We start from the raw sequence: 16,095 nt of genomic DNA on the forward strand, positions 1-16,095 counted from the left end.
GTATGCGCATTTTACATACAGCTGACTGGCACCTCGGCAAAACGCTGGAAGGCAGAAGCCGGCTGAGCGAGCAGGCCGAGGTATTGGAAGAGCTGAATACCATTGTCAAGGAAGAAAATATTGATGCGGTCATTATGGCGGGGGATGTATTTGATACGGTCAACCCGCCTGCGCTCGCTGAACAATTGTATTACGAAAGTCTTTCCGCGCTTTCTGACGGCGGAAAACGACCGGTCGTCGTCATTGCCGGAAACCATGACAATCCCGACAGGCTGGCGGCGGCTTCTCCGTTAACAAATGAGCGCGGCATTCATTTAATCGGCTATCCGCGGACAGAACCCGTGCATATTGAGGTGCCGTCGGCGGACGAGCTGTTAGCCGTAGCCGCGCTGGCATATCCGTCAGAGGCGAGATTAAACGAAGTGCTTTCTGATACGTTTGAGGAAAAGCTTCTTCGCGATCATTACGATGTCAAAATCAGAGAGGCGTTTGCTCACATGTGCGGACTGTGCCGGGACGATGCCGTGAAAATTGCGGCGAGCCACATTTATGTCGCGGGGGGAAATCAGACCGATTCAGAGCGTCCGATTGAAGTCGGGGGCGCTTACACAGTTGCCGCTGACAGCCTGCCGGCTGATGCGGCTTACGTGGCTCTCGGCCATCTCCACCGTCCGCAAACGATCAAGCGCGCCAAGACGGCTGCCCGTTATTCAGGCTCTCCGCTCGCATACAGCTTTTCAGAAGCCGGTTATGCCAAATCGGTCACGGTGGTAGAAGCGAAGCCCGGCGGAGAAGCGAAGTGGGAAGAGGTTTTCCTGTCTTCCGGTAAACCGCTCGTCAAATGGAAAGCGCAGGGGCTGAGCGAGGTTCACGGCTGGCTCGATGAAGGGCGTGACCGGAATGCCTGGATCGACCTTGATATCCATTTGACGGATCAGCTTTCTCTCGAGGAAATTCATCGGCTGAGAAAGGCGCATCCCGGCTTTATCCATATCAGGCCGGTTTTTGAAGAAAAAGAGACCGGCAATGACCGGATTGAAGTGAAACACACATCAATTGAGGATCGATTTAAGAAGTTTTATGAAAAACAAACGGGCGGCGGCGTGCCGGATGAGGAGATGGTCAAGCTGTTTTTAGAGCTTGCGTCAGCAGATGATGAGGAGGATGCGACATGAAGCCGATTCTGTTAACGATAAAAGGGCTCCACAGCTTCAGGGAGGAACAGACCATTGATTTTGCCGGACTGTCAGGAGCCGGGGTGTTCGGGATTTTCGGGCCGACCGGAAGCGGAAAATCGTCGATCCTTGATGCCATGACACTCGCTTTATACGGAAAAGTGGAGCGCGCCGCAAATAATACGCACGGCATCCTGAATCATGCCGAAGATCAGCTCGCCGTCTCATTTACATTCGCGCTTCAATCCGGCCACCGGGTTTCCTACAAGGTCGAGCGCGTTTTTAAGAGAACGGATGAAACGAAAGTAAAAACCGCCCTCTGCCGCCTGATTGAAATCAAAGACGAACAAACGGTGCTGGCCGATAAAGCGAATGAAGTGAACAAAAAGGTAGAGGAGCTTCTTGGCCTGACCATTGACGACTTTACAAGAGCGGTCGTGCTGCCGCAAGGAAAGTTTGCCGAGTTTCTGTCGCTTAAAGGCGCGGAAAGAAGACATATGCTCCAGCGCCTGTTTAATCTGGAACAGTACGGGGACAGGCTTGTCAAAAAATTGCGGCGGCGGGCGCAGGAAGCGGCAGCGAAAAAAAATGAAATGCTGGCCGAACAATCCGGCCTCGGAGACGCAGGAGAAGATGCGCTGAAGCAGGCTGAACAGCAGTTTCACGAAGCGAACGAACGGCTTGAAGCAGCTGAGAAGAAACGGGTCCGGGCAAAAGAGCGTTTTGAGAATCACCAGGAAATTTGGAACCTGCAGACAGAAAGAGATGAATATGAGCGCCGGGAGAAAAAGCTTGAGGAAAGACGCCCGTACATCACGGATTTGACTGAGCGTCTTAAAGAGGCTGAAACAGCTCTCGCCCTTGAGCCGTACGCAGACCGCTACACAGAAGCCGTCCGCCGGAAGCAGCGCGCCGAACAGGAGCACGAACTGGCCAAACGGAAATCAGAGGCGGAAACCGTTTCATTTACCCGGCAAAATGAAGCCTATGAAGCATGGCGGGCCCATAAGGCCGAACAGGAGCCGAAGCTTGTCAAGGAAGAAGAGCTGTATCAAAGACTTTCAGCCATAGAACAAAAACTGCTTGAAGCGAAAAAAGAAGCGGAAAAAACAAATGCGGAACACAGCAAAAAAGAGGAAGAATACGAAGCCGCCTCGAAACAGCTGGCCGGAGTGAAAGACCGCCTGACCCGCGGCCAAAACAGGCAGAATGAGCTGAAAGAAGAGCTGAAAGCAGTTCAAGTGACCGCCGATGAACGGAAAAAATGCCAGACCGCAGCACAGCTGGCGGCGGGCTTTCAGCAGACACAGGAACAAATCACGAAAGAACGGGCCAATCTGACAACGCAGCTGAAAAACGTGGAGAAGCTGAACGGAGAAAGCGAGTCGCTCACAGCGAAAGCGAAAACGGAAGAGGAAGACATTACGCGCGCTTATCAAACGCTTCAAACCGTTTACCATATGGTCTGTGAAACGGAGCGTTCACTGAAAGCCGCAGCCGAACGGGCTGACAAAACGCAAGCCGATCTCCGCAGGCGCTCAGAGGAAGCGAGAACGGCTGCATTAACAAAAGAATTATCGGAAAAACTAATCGAAGGAAAGCCTTGTCCTGTATGCGGCTCGACGCAGCATGACCGCCCGCGTTCCGCTCATGAAACATTCTCGCCTGATACAGCTGTACAGGAACAGCTGCAGCAGGTTGAAGCACTGCTTTCTGAGGCGGCGGCTCTTTCTCAGGAAGTGCTGACAGCCAAGGTTGCATTAGAAGAACAGTCGGGGCGTTTTACCGAAGAATGTCCGTTTCTGCAAAGCGCCCGGGTTCCGGAGCTGGAAGCCGCTTCCTCCATCAGCGGACGCCCGCTTGATGAAGCGTTCAGCGCCGTCCGCTTGGAGTGGAAACAAATGAAACAGGATATGCTGTCGGTAAAAGAGAAGGTCACAAGACTGATCAGCGCGCATCAGCAGACGGTGAAACAAGCTGAGCAGCTTGCCGAACGAATCCGCTACGAGGAAAAAGAAGCCGCCCGTCTCAGACATTCATTAGAAGAGCTTGAATCGCTGTCAGAAAGCCGATTGAATCAGTACAACGAAGTCTGCGGTGATATTCCGCCAAACCGGATTGACGCCTGGCAGGCTTCGATAGATGAGAAGGACAGGCAGGCAGAAGAATGTGAGAAGCGCATTGAAACAAGCATCGCATTCCTCAAGGAACATGAAGAGGAGAAAGAACGCCTGCAGGAGATGAAGCATCGGCTTGAACGGGAACGGCTCGAGCTTCACTATGCGTCGGAGCGCCTGCAGCAGGTGATTGACGGATATGAACAAGAGCTCGGAACAGCAGCTGAAGAAACATCAATTTCCGCAAAGCTTGAAGCGGTGCGGCAGGAATTACAGCTGTTAAAATCGAAAGAGCAGTCCCTATTCGACGCGCTGAAGCAGGCGCAGCAATCACTGAATGACGCAAAAGGCCGGGAATCCGGGAGTCTCATGTCACTCAGGGATGCTGAGACCTCCCTTGAGAAAGCGCAAAACGACTGGCGCGTGAGGTCAAAAGACACCGGGTTTACCGAGCCGGACCAAGTCAAAAAAAGTCTGCTTCCGCAAGGGCGTGCAGAGGAAATGAAAAAAGAAATTGATGAGTTCCTGGACACCTCAAAACAGCTATCGGCAAATATCAGCCGTGTTACTGATAAATTAGCCGACCGCCGGATATCGGAGGAAGAATGGACAGCATCCGTTTCTCTGCTGAAGCAGGCAGAGGCTGAGTCAGGCGCCGCCATGGAGGAAAAAGGAGCACAGGCAAAAGCCTACGCGGTTATGCAAAAACAGCATAAGCGCTTTAAAGAGATTGAAGCCGAACTGAAAAGCTGGCAGACACAGATTGACAGGCTTGATAAGCTCCAGTCTGTATGTAAAGGCAATACATTCGTCGAATTTTTAGCGGAAGAACAGCTGGAAAGCGTGGCTCGGGACGCCTCTGCCCGTCTCGGAGCGCTGACAAGGCAGCGGTATGCCATATTAGTCGATTCAGAAGGCGGTTTCGTCATGCGTGATGACGCGAACGGAGGCGTCAAAAGGCCCGTATCAAGCCTTTCCGGCGGGGAGACGTTTCTGACATCGCTGTCGCTTGCGCTTGCCTTGTCCGCCCAGATTCAGCTGCGGGGGCAATACCCGCTGCAATTCTTTTTCTTAGATGAAGGATTCGGGACTCTTGACCAAGGGCTCTTAGACACCGTTGTCACAGCGCTCGAAAAGCTGCAATCGGACAACTTATCCGTCGGAGTGATCAGCCATGTGCAGGAGCTGAGAGCGCGTCTGCCGAAAAAATTAATCGTTCATCCGTCCGAACCGGGCGGGAAAGGCACCCGGGTCACATTGGAGATCATGTAGAAAGGAGAAGGAATTATGGCCGATTCTGCCGAGGGCACATGTGAATTATGCGGCCGCCATCATGTGCGGCTGACGGAGCACCACTTAACGCCTAAGGAAGAAGGCGGGACATTCCTTCCGACCGCAATGCTCTGCATCCCTTGTCATAAACAGGTTCACGCGCTCTATACGAATCAGGAGCTTGCGGCAAGGCTCGCGGGAATAGAAGAGCTGCGGCGTGACCCGAAACTCGCGCGGTTTGTGAAATGGATCAGAAAACAGCCGCCAAAAAAGCTTGTAAAAACAAAAAAAGCAAATGAACGAACATAACGCTGAACCAAAAGCAGCCCTCTTCTGAAAGAGCGGCTGCTTTTTAGGCGTTTCCGACCACATTTTGATCGCTGACATCGGGGTCTATATAGTTTGTCGCATTGACAACGTTGTTTAATAACAGGAAATCTCCGGTATTGCCTGCTCCCGAACCGAGCGCAGATTTAGAAGAGCTTTTTGGAGAAAGGTAAAAGGAATCACCAAAGTTTACGACTCCGCCCGATATGGAATTGATAGCTATAGGTCCGGTAATTGCTGGCATAAACGACACCCTTTATAGAAGTCTCACCGTCATTATATGTCAGGGCTGCTGTGATTGTGAGCTTGATGTGAAGATCTGCCTAATATGTTTCAGCCGCGAATCTCCCAGAACGATCGACGTCGATCCGATTTGAACCACGGACGCTGACGATACCCCTTGAACTTTCACATTCCTTACCCGAATTGAAGGGTTTTCATGGCAGAATGCGCTTTGGACTCCCGTTTCCGGTAACGGCATGACGGCCGGCTGCCGAAAGATCTGGTATTCTTTTTTGTTAAATGAGCCTTCATCATCTCTGTATACAGCAAGACTACGCTGATCGGCCAATACTTTGACCCGCATATTGATTTCATTCGTATCGCCTGCTTGAAAGACACTCGCAATCCCGACTGAATTGATTTTGGCGTTCCGGAGGCGTGAAATGCGCTTTAACATTATTCCGGCGCCAGCGGCACATAAGGCCCGATAATAAGAGATTCCGGAGGCGTGTCAAAGATGGAAGACAGATAGACGGAATCGGTGTCGCCGATTAATAATAAGGAAGAACTGGACACACCGGTAGACCGGATGTCGCCAACTTCAATATTCCGGTTAATCACTGTAAAAATCATGACGGATCATCACCTTTCATTTCACCAGGTATGTGCTTAATAAAGTGCTCGACGGCCCTGACAATATCACGCTTCACATGTTCGGCAATCTGCTCGGCATATTGCGCGGGCGCCGTATTTTCTTCTTTCGGGACATGGGACAGATAATACTGAATCCGGCTGTCCATCTGCTTTCTGATATCTTCAATAATATGATATTTGTTCGTTTCGTCCAGCCTGCTCTCATACTGAGTTTCGAGCTGTTCTAAAAGCGCGGGGATTTCTTCATTCAGGTACATATCGACGTTTTGACGGATTTGCTGCATTTGCTGGCCCGCCTGTTCCTGCTGCATCATTCCGACCTGCGGAGATGTCTGGCCGACCTCGAAGTTTTGCACGGCATTCGGATCAGTCGGATTCAATCCGATATTCAGCGTTCCTTCCAGCCGTTCAATTTTCAGCTGATCAAATTTATACTCGAGCCGATCGATTCTTGTAGAAGGCTGCTGCTTCAGCGTTGAAATTTCATTTTGGAATTCTTTCAGCTGCCGTTCGAGCTCCTGAATCTGCTGCGCCTGCTGCTGGACGAAAGAATTTAAATTCTGCAGGTAGGATGAAACGGATTGATCATACATGACATTCACCTCGCGTCTCGTTTCCTTCATTAAAACTACCGGCTTGGCGGCTGGAGCGGTACAAATGATGAGGTGCCGGGACCTCCCCCTGTTGTTACAGTCTGCTGCCCCGCGGTGACAGGCGGCGCCGGCTCAACATAACTCCCTGTATTGTACAGATTGGAAAGAGATTTAATTGAACCGGCGCTTCCGATTTGCAGTATGGAGGAATTGCTGACAGATTCTACACGCATGTAATTGATATGGATCGACTGATTGACGTAAAAATTCATACGGCGCCTCCTTTATGCGTTTCCTGCCATCGGCTGATCGATTACATCATTATCGTACACATTCGTTGAATTTCTGTAATTCGTCAGTGTGAGATTGTCTCCGGTATTGAAGCTGCCCGCTCCGGCAAATGTCTTAACCTCTGCTTTTGGAGAAATGGTGATGCAGTCGCCTATATGAACGACTCCGCTCGTACCGACGGCATTAATTTTAAACGCTCCGACAATTGCGGGCATACGAGCACATCCTTTTCGTGAAGATTTTCATGACTATACTCCAGGAGCTTATCTGGGCTGCCTGCCTAAAATAGCTTATGACAAATGCACATTTTTGTGAGCGGAAAAAACTTTAGACGTAAAAACACCGGCGCTATACGCATGCCGGGCCTTATACATAAATGATACAGATTTATATACACATCACGTTTATGAGAAAGCCTCTTTTTTTCCTGCGGTGCGGCCGTGCTCAATCTGTACGGACGGGTTCAGCCCGCTGTCTTTCGTTTGTTGGATGAGCCCGCCCCGGCACCCGTTTAAAAGGCTGTCCAGCTCCTGGCTGCACCTGATGGTCTCCGTCGCATTGATTCCGAATTTTTGCGCTGTCTCGAATAAAGTTAATCTTTTTTCTTCAATTTTGTTCATCGTGTGATCTCCAATTCTCGATTATTTTGGAAAACATAGGATGATAATAGTATAACCCATTTTGGGCAAGAAGGTTTTATTTCGTCAATATGACTAAAAAAGTGACAATTTTTGATACTCTTTTACACTTATTTTCAGCCTGTTTAAAAGAGGAATTTCCCGCCCGGAGGAAGAATACATAAAGGAATGCCAGATTTAAAAATGATGGGGGATTAACATGAAATTTGCGACAGGGGAACTGAACAGCCGAACATTTGTCGGTCTGATCATTGATGATGACAAAATCTTAGATCTGCAAAAGGCTGAAAAAAAATTGTTTGAACTTGAGACGATTCCGGGTTCGCTGATCGAGTGCATTCAAAAAGGAGATAAGTTTGTCGCGCATGCCGGACAGCTTGCGGAATGGGCGAAAAAACCGAATGACGAGTCGGGTTCATTTATGTATGCGCTGTCTGACGTAAAGCTTTGCGCGCCTATTCCGAGACCTTCAAAGAACGTGATCTGCATCGGGAAAAATTATCGTGATCATGCCGTTGAAATGGGGAGTGAGGCTGATATACCGGAGCATCCCATGGTTTTTACGAAAGCCCCCGCTGCCGTTACAGGACACGGAGAAACAGTGGACAGCCACTTGGACGTAACGGAGCAGCTTGATTATGAAGGGGAGCTTGCGGTAATCATATCAAAAAGCGGATCGCACATCTCCAAAGAACATGCGCTTGATCATATATTCGGCTATACCATTGTAAATGATATAACAGCGCGCGATCTGCAGAAAAAACATAAACAGTTTTTTATCGGCAAAAGCCTGGATACGACATGCCCGATGGGCCCGGTCATTGTACATAAGTCGGCCGTCAGTGATCCGCAAAGCCTGAAAGTTGAAACGCGGGTGAACGGAGAACTGCGCCAATCAGGATCAACGGGGGACATGATTTTTCCGATAGCTGAATTAATCGAGACGCTGTCAAAAGGGATGACGCTTGAAGCCGGTGACATTATAGCGACGGGGACGCCGTCCGGTGTCGGAAAAGGGTTTAAGCCGCCGAAATTTTTAAAGCCGGGGGACCGCATTGACATTACAATTGAACCGATCGGCACGCTGTCGAACCAAATCGGATAATTGTGTGTCTTTCGCACGATTGATAATGCTCCGAGCGGCTTGTTGTGGTACCATAAGTGAGGCAGATTGATCTGATAGGGGGAATTGAACATAATGACACATTGGCATATTACTTCATGGGTCGTTGCGCTTATCCTGGTGTTTGTCAGCTACGGGCTGTACGGTGCCGGAAAAGCGAAGGGCGCAAAAATTACGCATATGATTCTGCGCTTATTCTACATTATTATTATTCTGACCGGAGCTGAGCTTTTCGTCCGTTTTGCGAATTGGAACGGAGAATATGCCGGAAAAATGCTGCTCGGCATCATTACCATCGGACTGATGGAAATGCTCGTCATCCGCAAGAAAAAAGGCAAATCAACCGGCGGACTGTGGATCGGTTTTATTATCGTGCTCGTCCTGACGGTGCTGCTCGGCCTTCACTTGCCGATCGGCTTTCACGTATTTTAATCAGTCGCTTTAAAAACCCGGATGCATCCGGGTTTTTTTAGTTGCGCATACATTTTGCGCAACTGTGCCAGCGTCAATCACTCTCGTTACCGCAAAAGCTACGGCTGTAAAGGGTAAAAGCAAACGCCGGGCGTCAGTCAGCGTGAAAAACAAAGCTAAATCCATCAGGCGGCACCTATTTAAAAGGTGCCGCCTGTTTGTTACGCGGTGCCGTCTTGTTTTGCCGCTGAATACATAATGGAGCGCCGCCCGTCAGATGCCGTCCATTCAAATCTGTCGTGTTTACCCGAGCTGCCGCGGTGATGCTGCAGGGCGCATTGTGCGTCATCCGCCGAGAAGTGATAAAACGAAACGCCTTCACCGGAAAACAGCGCCTGATTGTAGGAAAATACGCAATCATATACAGACAGGCCGAACCCGTGAAGATGGCTGAGAAACAGCAGAAACGTTTCATCGTCCAGCGAATCGAGCAAGGTTAACAGCGGCCGTTTGACCGCCTTTTCATAACGGATTTCTTCCCCGCCGAGCAGGGGGATGGTGTCAGCGCCGATTTCGGCCGCACCGCCGCAAATCCGTGCCGGCTGCCATCTGCCGCCGCGTTTCATCAATACGTCTGCGTTTCCTAGACTGTCTGCAAGCAGGATATCGCCTTCATCGTTTTCGACGAGGCAGATGCCGTCCTCTATCATCAGGGTGCCGCGCCCCCATTTGTTTTTTTCTGAGAAAAGCTGTTTTCGTTTCATAACCGTGCCGGTCTCCTTTGTTTGTTTCTTCTCTTCCGTTCTTTCCAAATCGGGCTTGTCTCATACAACTCTTAGTGGGACAAATCAACTATCTGCGTTTCTTTGCATAAACTGGGTAAAGTGCTGATAGAAACGAATTTGATACCGACAGAAACGGGATTGGAGCTGATATCACATGTGTGGAATTGCGGGTTGGGTCGATTTTCAAAAGCAGCTCGTCCAAGAGAAACATATTATGAACAATATGATAGACACTCTTTCAAAACGAGGGCCTGATGATTCAAACGTCTGGGGAGAGCCCCATGTTTTATTCGGACATAAAAGACTTTCGGTCGTTGACATTGAAGGCGGCCGCCAGCCGATGGCCTGCACGCATCAAGAGGAGACGTACACCATCATTTATAATGGCGAGCTGTATAACACGGAGGAATTGCGGAAGGAGCTTCAGGCGAGGGGCCACCGTTTTGAGAGGACCTCTGATACAGAAGTGCTGCTGCACAGCTATATTGAGTGGCGGGAGGAGTGCGTGAACCGCTTGAACGGTATTTTCGCTTTTGCCATCTGGGATGAAAAGCGCGAGCGGCTGTTCGGGGCAAGAGACCGGCTCGGCGTCAAACCGTTTTTTTATAAAGAACACGGCTCTTCCTTTCTGTTTGGGTCGGAATTGAAAGCCATCCTTGCTCATCCTGATGTGAAAGCCCGCACAGACAGCGGCGGACTTGCGGAAGTATTCGGACTCGGGCCGTCCAGAACTCCGGGCTGCGGGGTGTTTAAAGGAATTCACGAGGTGCGTCCCGCTCATGCGTTCACTTTCTCAAAGGACGGTTTGTCCATATGGCGTTATTGGAATGTAAAGAGCGAAAAGCATACAGACAGCTTCGATGAAACCGCGGCTCACATTCGGTACTTATTTCAGGATGCAGTGACACGCCAGCTCGTATCTGACGTGCCGGTTTGCACGTTTTTATCAGGGGGGCTTGATTCGAGCGCGATAACCGCGATAGCCGCCGCTCATTTTGAGAAACAAGGCAGAGATCCCCTTCATACTTATTCAATTGATTATGAGGAGAACAGCAAATTTTTTAAAGCGAGCGCCTTTCAGCCGAATGATGACGGCCCGTGGATCGATAAAATGACAAATGCATACGGCACACAGCATCATAAGTGCGTGATTACGCAGGATCAGCTGGTTGAACATCTGGAGGAATCCGTTCTCGTCAGAGACCTGCCGGGCATGGCTGATGTGGATTCCTCGCTACTATGGTTCTGCAGGGAAATTAAAAAAGATTTTGTCGTGAGCCTTTCCGGAGAATGTGCGGACGAAATTTTCGGCGGATATCCGTGGTTTCACACCGCAGCAGAAGAAGACGGATTTCCTTGGATGAGGTCGACTGAGGAGAGAATCACGCTCTTGGATGAAAAGTGGCAAAAACGGCTGAATCTTAGAGAATACGTGAATGCGAGATATGAAGAAACCATTGCGGAAACGCCGCTGTTAGACGGTGAGACGGGAACAGATAAAGCGAGACGGCAGCTGTTCTACTTAAATATGCTTTGGTTTATGACAAATCTGCTCGACCGCAAAGACCGCATGAGCATGGGCGCAAGTCTTGAAGTACGGGTGCCGTTCGCCGACCACAGACTTGTGGAATACGTTTGGAATATTCCTTGGGAAATGAAAATGCATGGCAGCCGGGAAAAAGGCATCTTGCGGAAAGCGCTTGAAGGACTGCTTCCTGAAGATATTTTGTACCGCAAAAAAAGCCCTTATCCGAAAACGCATCACCCGAAATACACGCAGGGGGTCACAGAATGGCTGAAAACGATTTTACAACAGAAAGATTCCGTGCTTCACACCCTGCTTGACAGAAAGAAGCTGGAAATGCTGCTGGAGACAGAAGGTTCATCTTTTCAGGTTCCGTGGTTCGGCCAGCTGATGAAAGGCCCGCAGCTGATCGCCCATCTTGCCCAGATCCATACATGGTTTGAGGCGTACCGTATCGATATAGAAGAATAACAGTGCCGCGACCGGTTTCCGCTGAAGGATATCGGTCTTTTTATTGTGAAACATGTGGTACACTAAAAAACAGAGGAGTGATACCATGACCGAATACGAAACATGCGCCCAGCTTGCCGAGGCGCACTTTCCTTTATATAAACGGACTTTCTCATCACTGCCGCCAAAAAACAGGCGAGCCGCATGGGCGGTGCTTGCTTTGTTTCACGAAGCTGACCGGCTTGATGTGCAGGAACTTGGGAGATTTGAACAGGCGGTACAAGACTTTCTGAACGGGACAGGCGCCGACGGCTTTTTGTGGGAGGCGCTCGCCGATGTGCGGCAGCAATTTGCGCTTGAAGAAGAGCCGTTACGTGAGTTTATCGCCGGCCAAATCTCTGACAGAGAAAAAGTAACTTATCAAGAGTTTGATGACCTGCTGATGTACGCGGGCCAAACAGGCGGAGCCCTCGGCCTGCTTCTGCTGCCGGTTTGCGCGCGCCGGAACCAAGAGAAACTCCGCCATGCAGCCGTTTCATTAGGAGCAGCCATTCAGCTGACCCGGGTGCTTCTGGGGGTCCATACGGATGAGCGGGCGAAAAAGCGTCTCCCGCGCCAGGTGATGAAGCAATTCGGCTATACGGAAGAAGAGCTGGAGAGCCATACCGTCAACAAAGCTTTTATGAATGTATGGGAGTACATCGCATTCGAGGCCGAGGCGTATTTCGAGGAGGCGTCTGAAGCGCTGGAGCTGTTTCCGTTATACTCAAGGCCCGCCGTTACCGGTTTGCTGGCACATTACCGGTCAGAGCTCGGTGACATGAGACAACGGCTTTCGCAAGCATAAAAAAACGCCCGGCTTCTTAACGAAGCTTCGGGCGTTTATGCAATCCCTTTTTGAATCCAAATCCGCGACCGCCATCTTCTGTACATAAGAATGCCTCTGACCCATTCATCCGCGATAAATGAAATCCAGATGCCCATAAGCCCCAATCCGAAATGGATGCCGAACAGATAAGCGAGAGGCAGTCCGATACCCCACATGGAAATCATCGCCATGTAAACGGGGAATTTTGCATCTCCGGCAGCCCGCAGTGAGTTGATGATAATGACATTAAATGAGCGGCCGGGCTCAAGAATGATCGTCATGGCGATCAGCATGCTCGCCGTCGCAATAATGTCAGGGCTGCTTGTGAAAATTCCGATCAGCTGCTTTGAAAACAAGGTCATGATCACGGATGTCAAAGCGGCAATGCCAAGCGCCCAGTACAGACTTTTCATGCAGCGGTCATAAGCGTCGTCAAACCGTTTGGCGCCGATATATCTGCCGATCAAAATCTGTGTGCCCTGGCTGATCGCCGTTCCGAACAGCAGGATAAACATGGTGATGTTTTGCGTATAAACCTTTGTTGTAAGCGCCTGAGCGCCCATAATGGCGATAAAATAAGTAACAACCATTTGTGAAATGTTGTAAGACAGCTGTTCGCCGGCAGACGGAATCCCGATTTTCAGGAGTTTCCGCAAGTGCTCTTTATGGACGTGAAAAATCTTTTGCCATGTCAGACCGAGTCCGATGCGTTTTTTGACGATCACAATCATCGCGATCAGCCCGATGATCCGCGCGATGGATGTTGACATCGCAACACCGGCGACGCCTAACACCGGAAGGCCGAGCGGCCCGAAAATGACAAGAAAGTTTCCGGCAATATTTAAAATATTCATCCCGATCGTAACGAACATCGTATCCTTCGTATGACCGTAGCTTTTTAAAATGGCGCTGAATGTCATAATCAAAGCCTGAATGAAGGACAGCCCGCCGACCACCTGCAAAAAGACTTTAGCATCCGGCATCAATTCATTGGAAAGACCCATCACATGAAGCAGCGGAACGGCCGCAAAAAATATGGCGGCGCTGATGGCGAGACTGATGACAAAGTTCGCTCCTATTGATACATAAGCCACTTCCTGCGCCTCTTTTTTCTGTTTAGATCCTAAAAACTGTGAAATCACAATTGTCGTACCCGTAGCGATAAAGCTGAACATCACGATAATTAAATTTAAAATCTGATTGCTGACACCCACGGCCGCCACACTGTTGTCAGAGTATTGGCTAAGCATAAGAGTGTCGGCGTTTCCCATAAACATATATAATGAAACCTCAATAAATATCGGCCAAGTCAGCGCGTATAATGAGAGTTTGTGATCAGAGGATTGTTTGAACGCAGCCCGTTTTAAAATCGCTTGTTTCATTTCTTTTAACCCCTTTCCTGACAAAATCAACGTTTAAAAGTGTACCTCCATTTTCTTATAATAAAAAGGGAGAGAAACGAAACTTCTTGCAAAAATCCGACTTAAAAAGGAGGGCCGAAAATATGTCCTTTCTCGAGTTCACAGTTCCTCCGTTCCCGGTCTTTATCGCTGCGGGAGAAGGAGTGTTCAAAAAAGGCGAAACCCATGTGAGACGGGTCTTCCCGGTGTTTGATCTGCTGTATGTGAAAAAAGGCGTCCTCTACATTACAGAAGACGAAAACGCCTTTTCCGTTGAAGCGGGAGAATATATTCTGCTTTCTCCCGGCCTTGAACATTACGGAACAAAAGGCAGTGAAGAAACGACATCCTATTCGTGGCTTCATTTTGAAGGAGCGGCTTATGAGGTGACGGAAACAACCGGGAACAACTGGTCGGAGCTGAGGCGAAAAAAAGGGAGCTTTGAAGAGCCGTCCCGCTACCGCCTGTCCCTGCCGCAAAAAGGGAAGGTGAGACGCCCGCAGTTTATGGCCGGGCAATTCAGTGTCCTGACAGATGACAGCGCAGAGAACTCCGATCTGCCGCTCAGAAAGCAGATTCTGTTTGAAGAGCTGCTGCTCCATCTTCAGAAAGAAGCGTTCCAAATCCCGTCCGCAAAGGAAAGAGTCGCATGGGAGGCCGCCCGGTACCTGCAGGAGCACTATCAGGAGAAAACAACCATCAAAGCGCTCTCTTCGGCTCTTCATTACAACCAAGACTACGTGACCCGCTGCATGCAGCAGGTGCTCGGCGTCACGCCCGGCCAGTATACGAACAAAGTCAGAATGACGGAGGCGAAACGTCTTTTGTCCGCAACCAATTACAAAATGGGGACGATCGCGGACGCCATCGGCATGGAGGACCCAACCTATTTTTCCAAACTGTTTAAACAGATTGAAGGCATTTCGCCGCTTGAATACCGCAAATTCGTAAGCCGGAAAACGGACTGACCTAAAACCAGAGAACAGAAGAGGGATCGGTAAGCATGAAAATGACAATTTACGACGTGGCCGAAAAAGCGGGCGTCTCCATCTCGACGGTCTCGCGGGTCATCAACAATACGGGGAGGATCAGTGACAAAACCCGCCGGATGGTGCTCCGTGTCATGGAGGAGATGGACTATCATCCGAATGTTCACGCATCCGCTTTGACGGGCAAAAAGACGAATATGATCGGCCTGATCACCCCGGATATTTCAAACCCGTTTTTCGGGGAACTGGCGAAAAGCATTGAAGACAGCGCCGGTGCACTGGGATTTCATATCATTATCTGCAGCACCGATTATCAGCCTGAAAAAGAAACGAAGTATTTTTCGATGCTGCGGCAGAAGCAGGCGGACGGCATTATTTTCGCGACGGGACTTGATCATGATGACAGCGTCACAGCGCTTGATGATATGGTGAAATCGGGCATCCCGCTTGCGATGATTACGCAGGATAAACCGCTCGCGCCGATGGACGTCGTCATTATCGATGACTTTCTCGGCGGCTATACGGCGGCTGAGCATCTCATATCTTTAGGCCATAAAAGAATTGCCTGTATCGTCGGCAACGGTTCGACGAGGGTGAAAGAGACAGAATCAAAGGCTTTCGAAAAGCGATGCGGGAAGCGGGGATGACACTAGATGAATCGCTGATCATACCGACGGAATATTCGCTGGAAAGCGGAAAACAGGCAGCGGGCGAGCTGTTTGACAGAGACCTTCCGACCGCCGTTTTCGCCTTTAATGACGTCTTGTCATGCGCGGCGATACAGGCGGCGCGCTCCCGGGGCATTCGGGTGCCGGAAGACTTGTCGGTCATCGGCTTTGACAATACCATTCTCGCTGAAATGACGGCACCGCCGCTCACGACGATTTCTCAGCCCATCCGCGAAATGGGACGGCGTGTCGTTGAACTTCTCATTGATGAGATTCAAGGGAAGAAAAAAACAAAAAGCAAAATCATTTTATCTCCGGAACTCGTCATCAGGCATTCTACGGCACCGGCAAAAACGCGCCCTCAGCGATAAGGCGCGTTTTTTTCTGTGAAAAACATTGTCAAACGAGAGAAAAGCATTGTAAAATTAAAACAGATTTGAGAAAGCGCTTGCGCATATACTGCGGATTACAGAAAAGAAAGCAAACAGCTTGGGTTATAAATAAAGCGCTTTCAAAATAATGATTTCTGTTTAATAAGGGAAACCGCTTGCGCCATTGCGGCATGCGGCCTCAAGAAAAAAGGAGCG

At 49.8% G+C, this 16,095-nt stretch carries 17 protein-coding genes and 1 pseudogene; 9 read left to right on the forward strand and 9 right to left on the reverse strand.

The features are described from left to right. Positions 1-2: 2 nt before the first annotated feature. From sbcD to U2H13_RS05675, 3 genes are read left to right on the forward strand one after another with little or no spacing between them, the layout of a single operon-like run. On the forward strand, positions 3-1,175 hold the full coding sequence (gene sbcD, locus U2H13_RS05665; protein WP_029973171.1) for an exonuclease subunit SbcD: 1,173 nt from the start codon (positions 3-5) through the stop codon (positions 1,173-1,175). Then, positions 1,172-4,564, forward strand: a complete 3,393-nt coding sequence (gene sbcC, locus U2H13_RS05670) for an exonuclease subunit SbcC (protein ID WP_160216804.1) — start codon at positions 1,172-1,174, stop codon at positions 4,562-4,564. Before sbcD ends, sbcC begins: the two co-directional genes overlap by 4 nt. Positions 4,565-4,579: 15 nt before the next feature. Then, positions 4,580-4,873, forward strand: a complete 294-nt coding sequence (locus tag U2H13_RS05675) for a hypothetical protein (protein ID WP_017417418.1) — start codon at positions 4,580-4,582, stop codon at positions 4,871-4,873. Positions 4,874-4,916: 43 nt separating this feature from the next. Here the strand turns inward: U2H13_RS05675 and U2H13_RS05680 are convergent, their stop codons facing one another. The 7 genes from U2H13_RS05680 to U2H13_RS05710 form a co-directional block, all read right to left on the reverse strand. Further along, positions 4,917-5,135 (reverse strand): spore germination protein, encoded by a 219-nt coding sequence (locus tag U2H13_RS05680; RefSeq protein WP_003155143.1) that lies wholly within the window; start codon positions 5,133-5,135, stop codon positions 4,917-4,919. A 39-nt stretch (positions 5,136-5,174) separates the two neighbouring features. Beyond that, positions 5,175-5,570 (reverse strand): spore germination protein GerPE, encoded by a 396-nt coding sequence (locus U2H13_RS05685; protein WP_014417372.1) that lies wholly within the window; start codon positions 5,568-5,570, stop codon positions 5,175-5,177. Further along, positions 5,570-5,746, reverse strand: coding sequence for a hypothetical protein (locus U2H13_RS05690; protein WP_003155141.1), 177 nt, complete (start codon positions 5,744-5,746; stop codon positions 5,570-5,572). The genes U2H13_RS05685 and U2H13_RS05690 overlap by 1 nt, the downstream gene beginning before the upstream one ends. Then, on the reverse strand, positions 5,743-6,360 hold the full coding sequence (locus U2H13_RS05695) for a spore germination protein GerPC (RefSeq protein ID WP_003155139.1): 618 nt from the start codon (positions 6,358-6,360) through the stop codon (positions 5,743-5,745). The genes U2H13_RS05690 and U2H13_RS05695 overlap by 4 nt, the downstream gene beginning before the upstream one ends. A 35-nt stretch (positions 6,361-6,395) precedes the next feature. Then, positions 6,396-6,632: a spore germination protein GerPB gene (locus U2H13_RS05700; protein WP_007409164.1), complete on the reverse strand. Its 237-nt coding sequence runs from the start codon at positions 6,630-6,632 to the stop codon at positions 6,396-6,398. Between the two features lie 12 nt (positions 6,633-6,644). Next, on the reverse strand, positions 6,645-6,866 hold the full coding sequence (locus U2H13_RS05705; RefSeq protein WP_003155135.1) for a spore germination protein: 222 nt from the start codon (positions 6,864-6,866) through the stop codon (positions 6,645-6,647). A gap of 189 nt (positions 6,867-7,055) precedes the next feature. Beyond that, entirely contained in the window at positions 7,056-7,271 is a 216-nt protein-coding gene (locus U2H13_RS05710; protein ID WP_014417374.1) for an aspartyl-phosphate phosphatase Spo0E family protein, read from the reverse strand. Positions 7,272-7,488: 217 nt separating this feature from the next. Between U2H13_RS05710 and U2H13_RS05715 the strand changes: the two genes are divergently transcribed. After that, positions 7,489-8,394, forward strand: coding sequence for a fumarylacetoacetate hydrolase family protein (locus U2H13_RS05715; protein WP_031378473.1), 906 nt, complete (start codon positions 7,489-7,491; stop codon positions 8,392-8,394). Between the two features lie 93 nt (positions 8,395-8,487). Continuing rightward, positions 8,488-8,844 carry a YisL family protein gene (locus U2H13_RS05720; RefSeq protein WP_003155128.1) on the forward strand — a complete coding sequence of 119 codons (357 nt, stop codon included), beginning with the start codon at positions 8,488-8,490 and terminating at the stop codon, positions 8,842-8,844. 200 nt (positions 8,845-9,044) lie between these two features. Here the strand turns inward: U2H13_RS05720 and U2H13_RS05725 are convergent, their stop codons facing one another. Then, positions 9,045-9,587 (reverse strand): DUF2777 family protein, encoded by a 543-nt coding sequence (locus U2H13_RS05725; RefSeq protein ID WP_014417377.1) that lies wholly within the window; start codon positions 9,585-9,587, stop codon positions 9,045-9,047. Positions 9,588-9,762: 175 nt separating this feature from the next. Here U2H13_RS05725 and asnB point away from each other — a divergent pair, with 175 nt between their 5' ends. Together asnB and U2H13_RS05735 are read left to right on the forward strand one after the other, a co-directional pair. Beyond that, positions 9,763-11,604 (forward strand): asparagine synthase (glutamine-hydrolyzing), encoded by a 1,842-nt coding sequence (gene asnB, locus U2H13_RS05730; RefSeq protein WP_014417378.1) that lies wholly within the window; start codon positions 9,763-9,765, stop codon positions 11,602-11,604. A gap of 85 nt (positions 11,605-11,689) precedes the next feature. After that, the gene (locus U2H13_RS05735) at positions 11,690-12,430 is read left to right on the forward strand and encodes a squalene/phytoene synthase family protein (protein ID WP_110124631.1); all 741 of its coding nucleotides are present in this window, start codon (positions 11,690-11,692) and stop codon (positions 12,428-12,430) included. A gap of 35 nt (positions 12,431-12,465) precedes the next feature. Here U2H13_RS05735 and U2H13_RS05740 read toward each other — a convergent pair whose 3' ends face one another. Then, positions 12,466-13,833 (reverse strand): MATE family efflux transporter, encoded by a 1,368-nt coding sequence (locus U2H13_RS05740; protein ID WP_014417380.1) that lies wholly within the window; start codon positions 13,831-13,833, stop codon positions 12,466-12,468. A 122-nt stretch (positions 13,834-13,955) separates the two neighbouring features. Here U2H13_RS05740 and U2H13_RS05745 point away from each other — a divergent pair, with 122 nt between their 5' ends. Together U2H13_RS05745 and U2H13_RS05750 are read left to right on the forward strand one after the other, a co-directional pair. Beyond that, positions 13,956-14,819 (forward strand): AraC family transcriptional regulator, encoded by an 864-nt coding sequence (locus tag U2H13_RS05745; RefSeq protein WP_014417381.1) that lies wholly within the window; start codon positions 13,956-13,958, stop codon positions 14,817-14,819. Positions 14,820-14,854: 35 nt separating this feature from the next. Next, positions 14,855-15,879: pseudogene (locus U2H13_RS05750) on the forward strand (LacI family DNA-binding transcriptional regulator). Positions 15,880-16,095: the final 216 nt, after the last annotated feature.

Source organism: Bacillus sp. A1, assembly GCF_042296235.1.
GTDB lineage: Bacteria > Bacillota > Bacilli > Bacillales > Bacillaceae > Bacillus > Bacillus velezensis.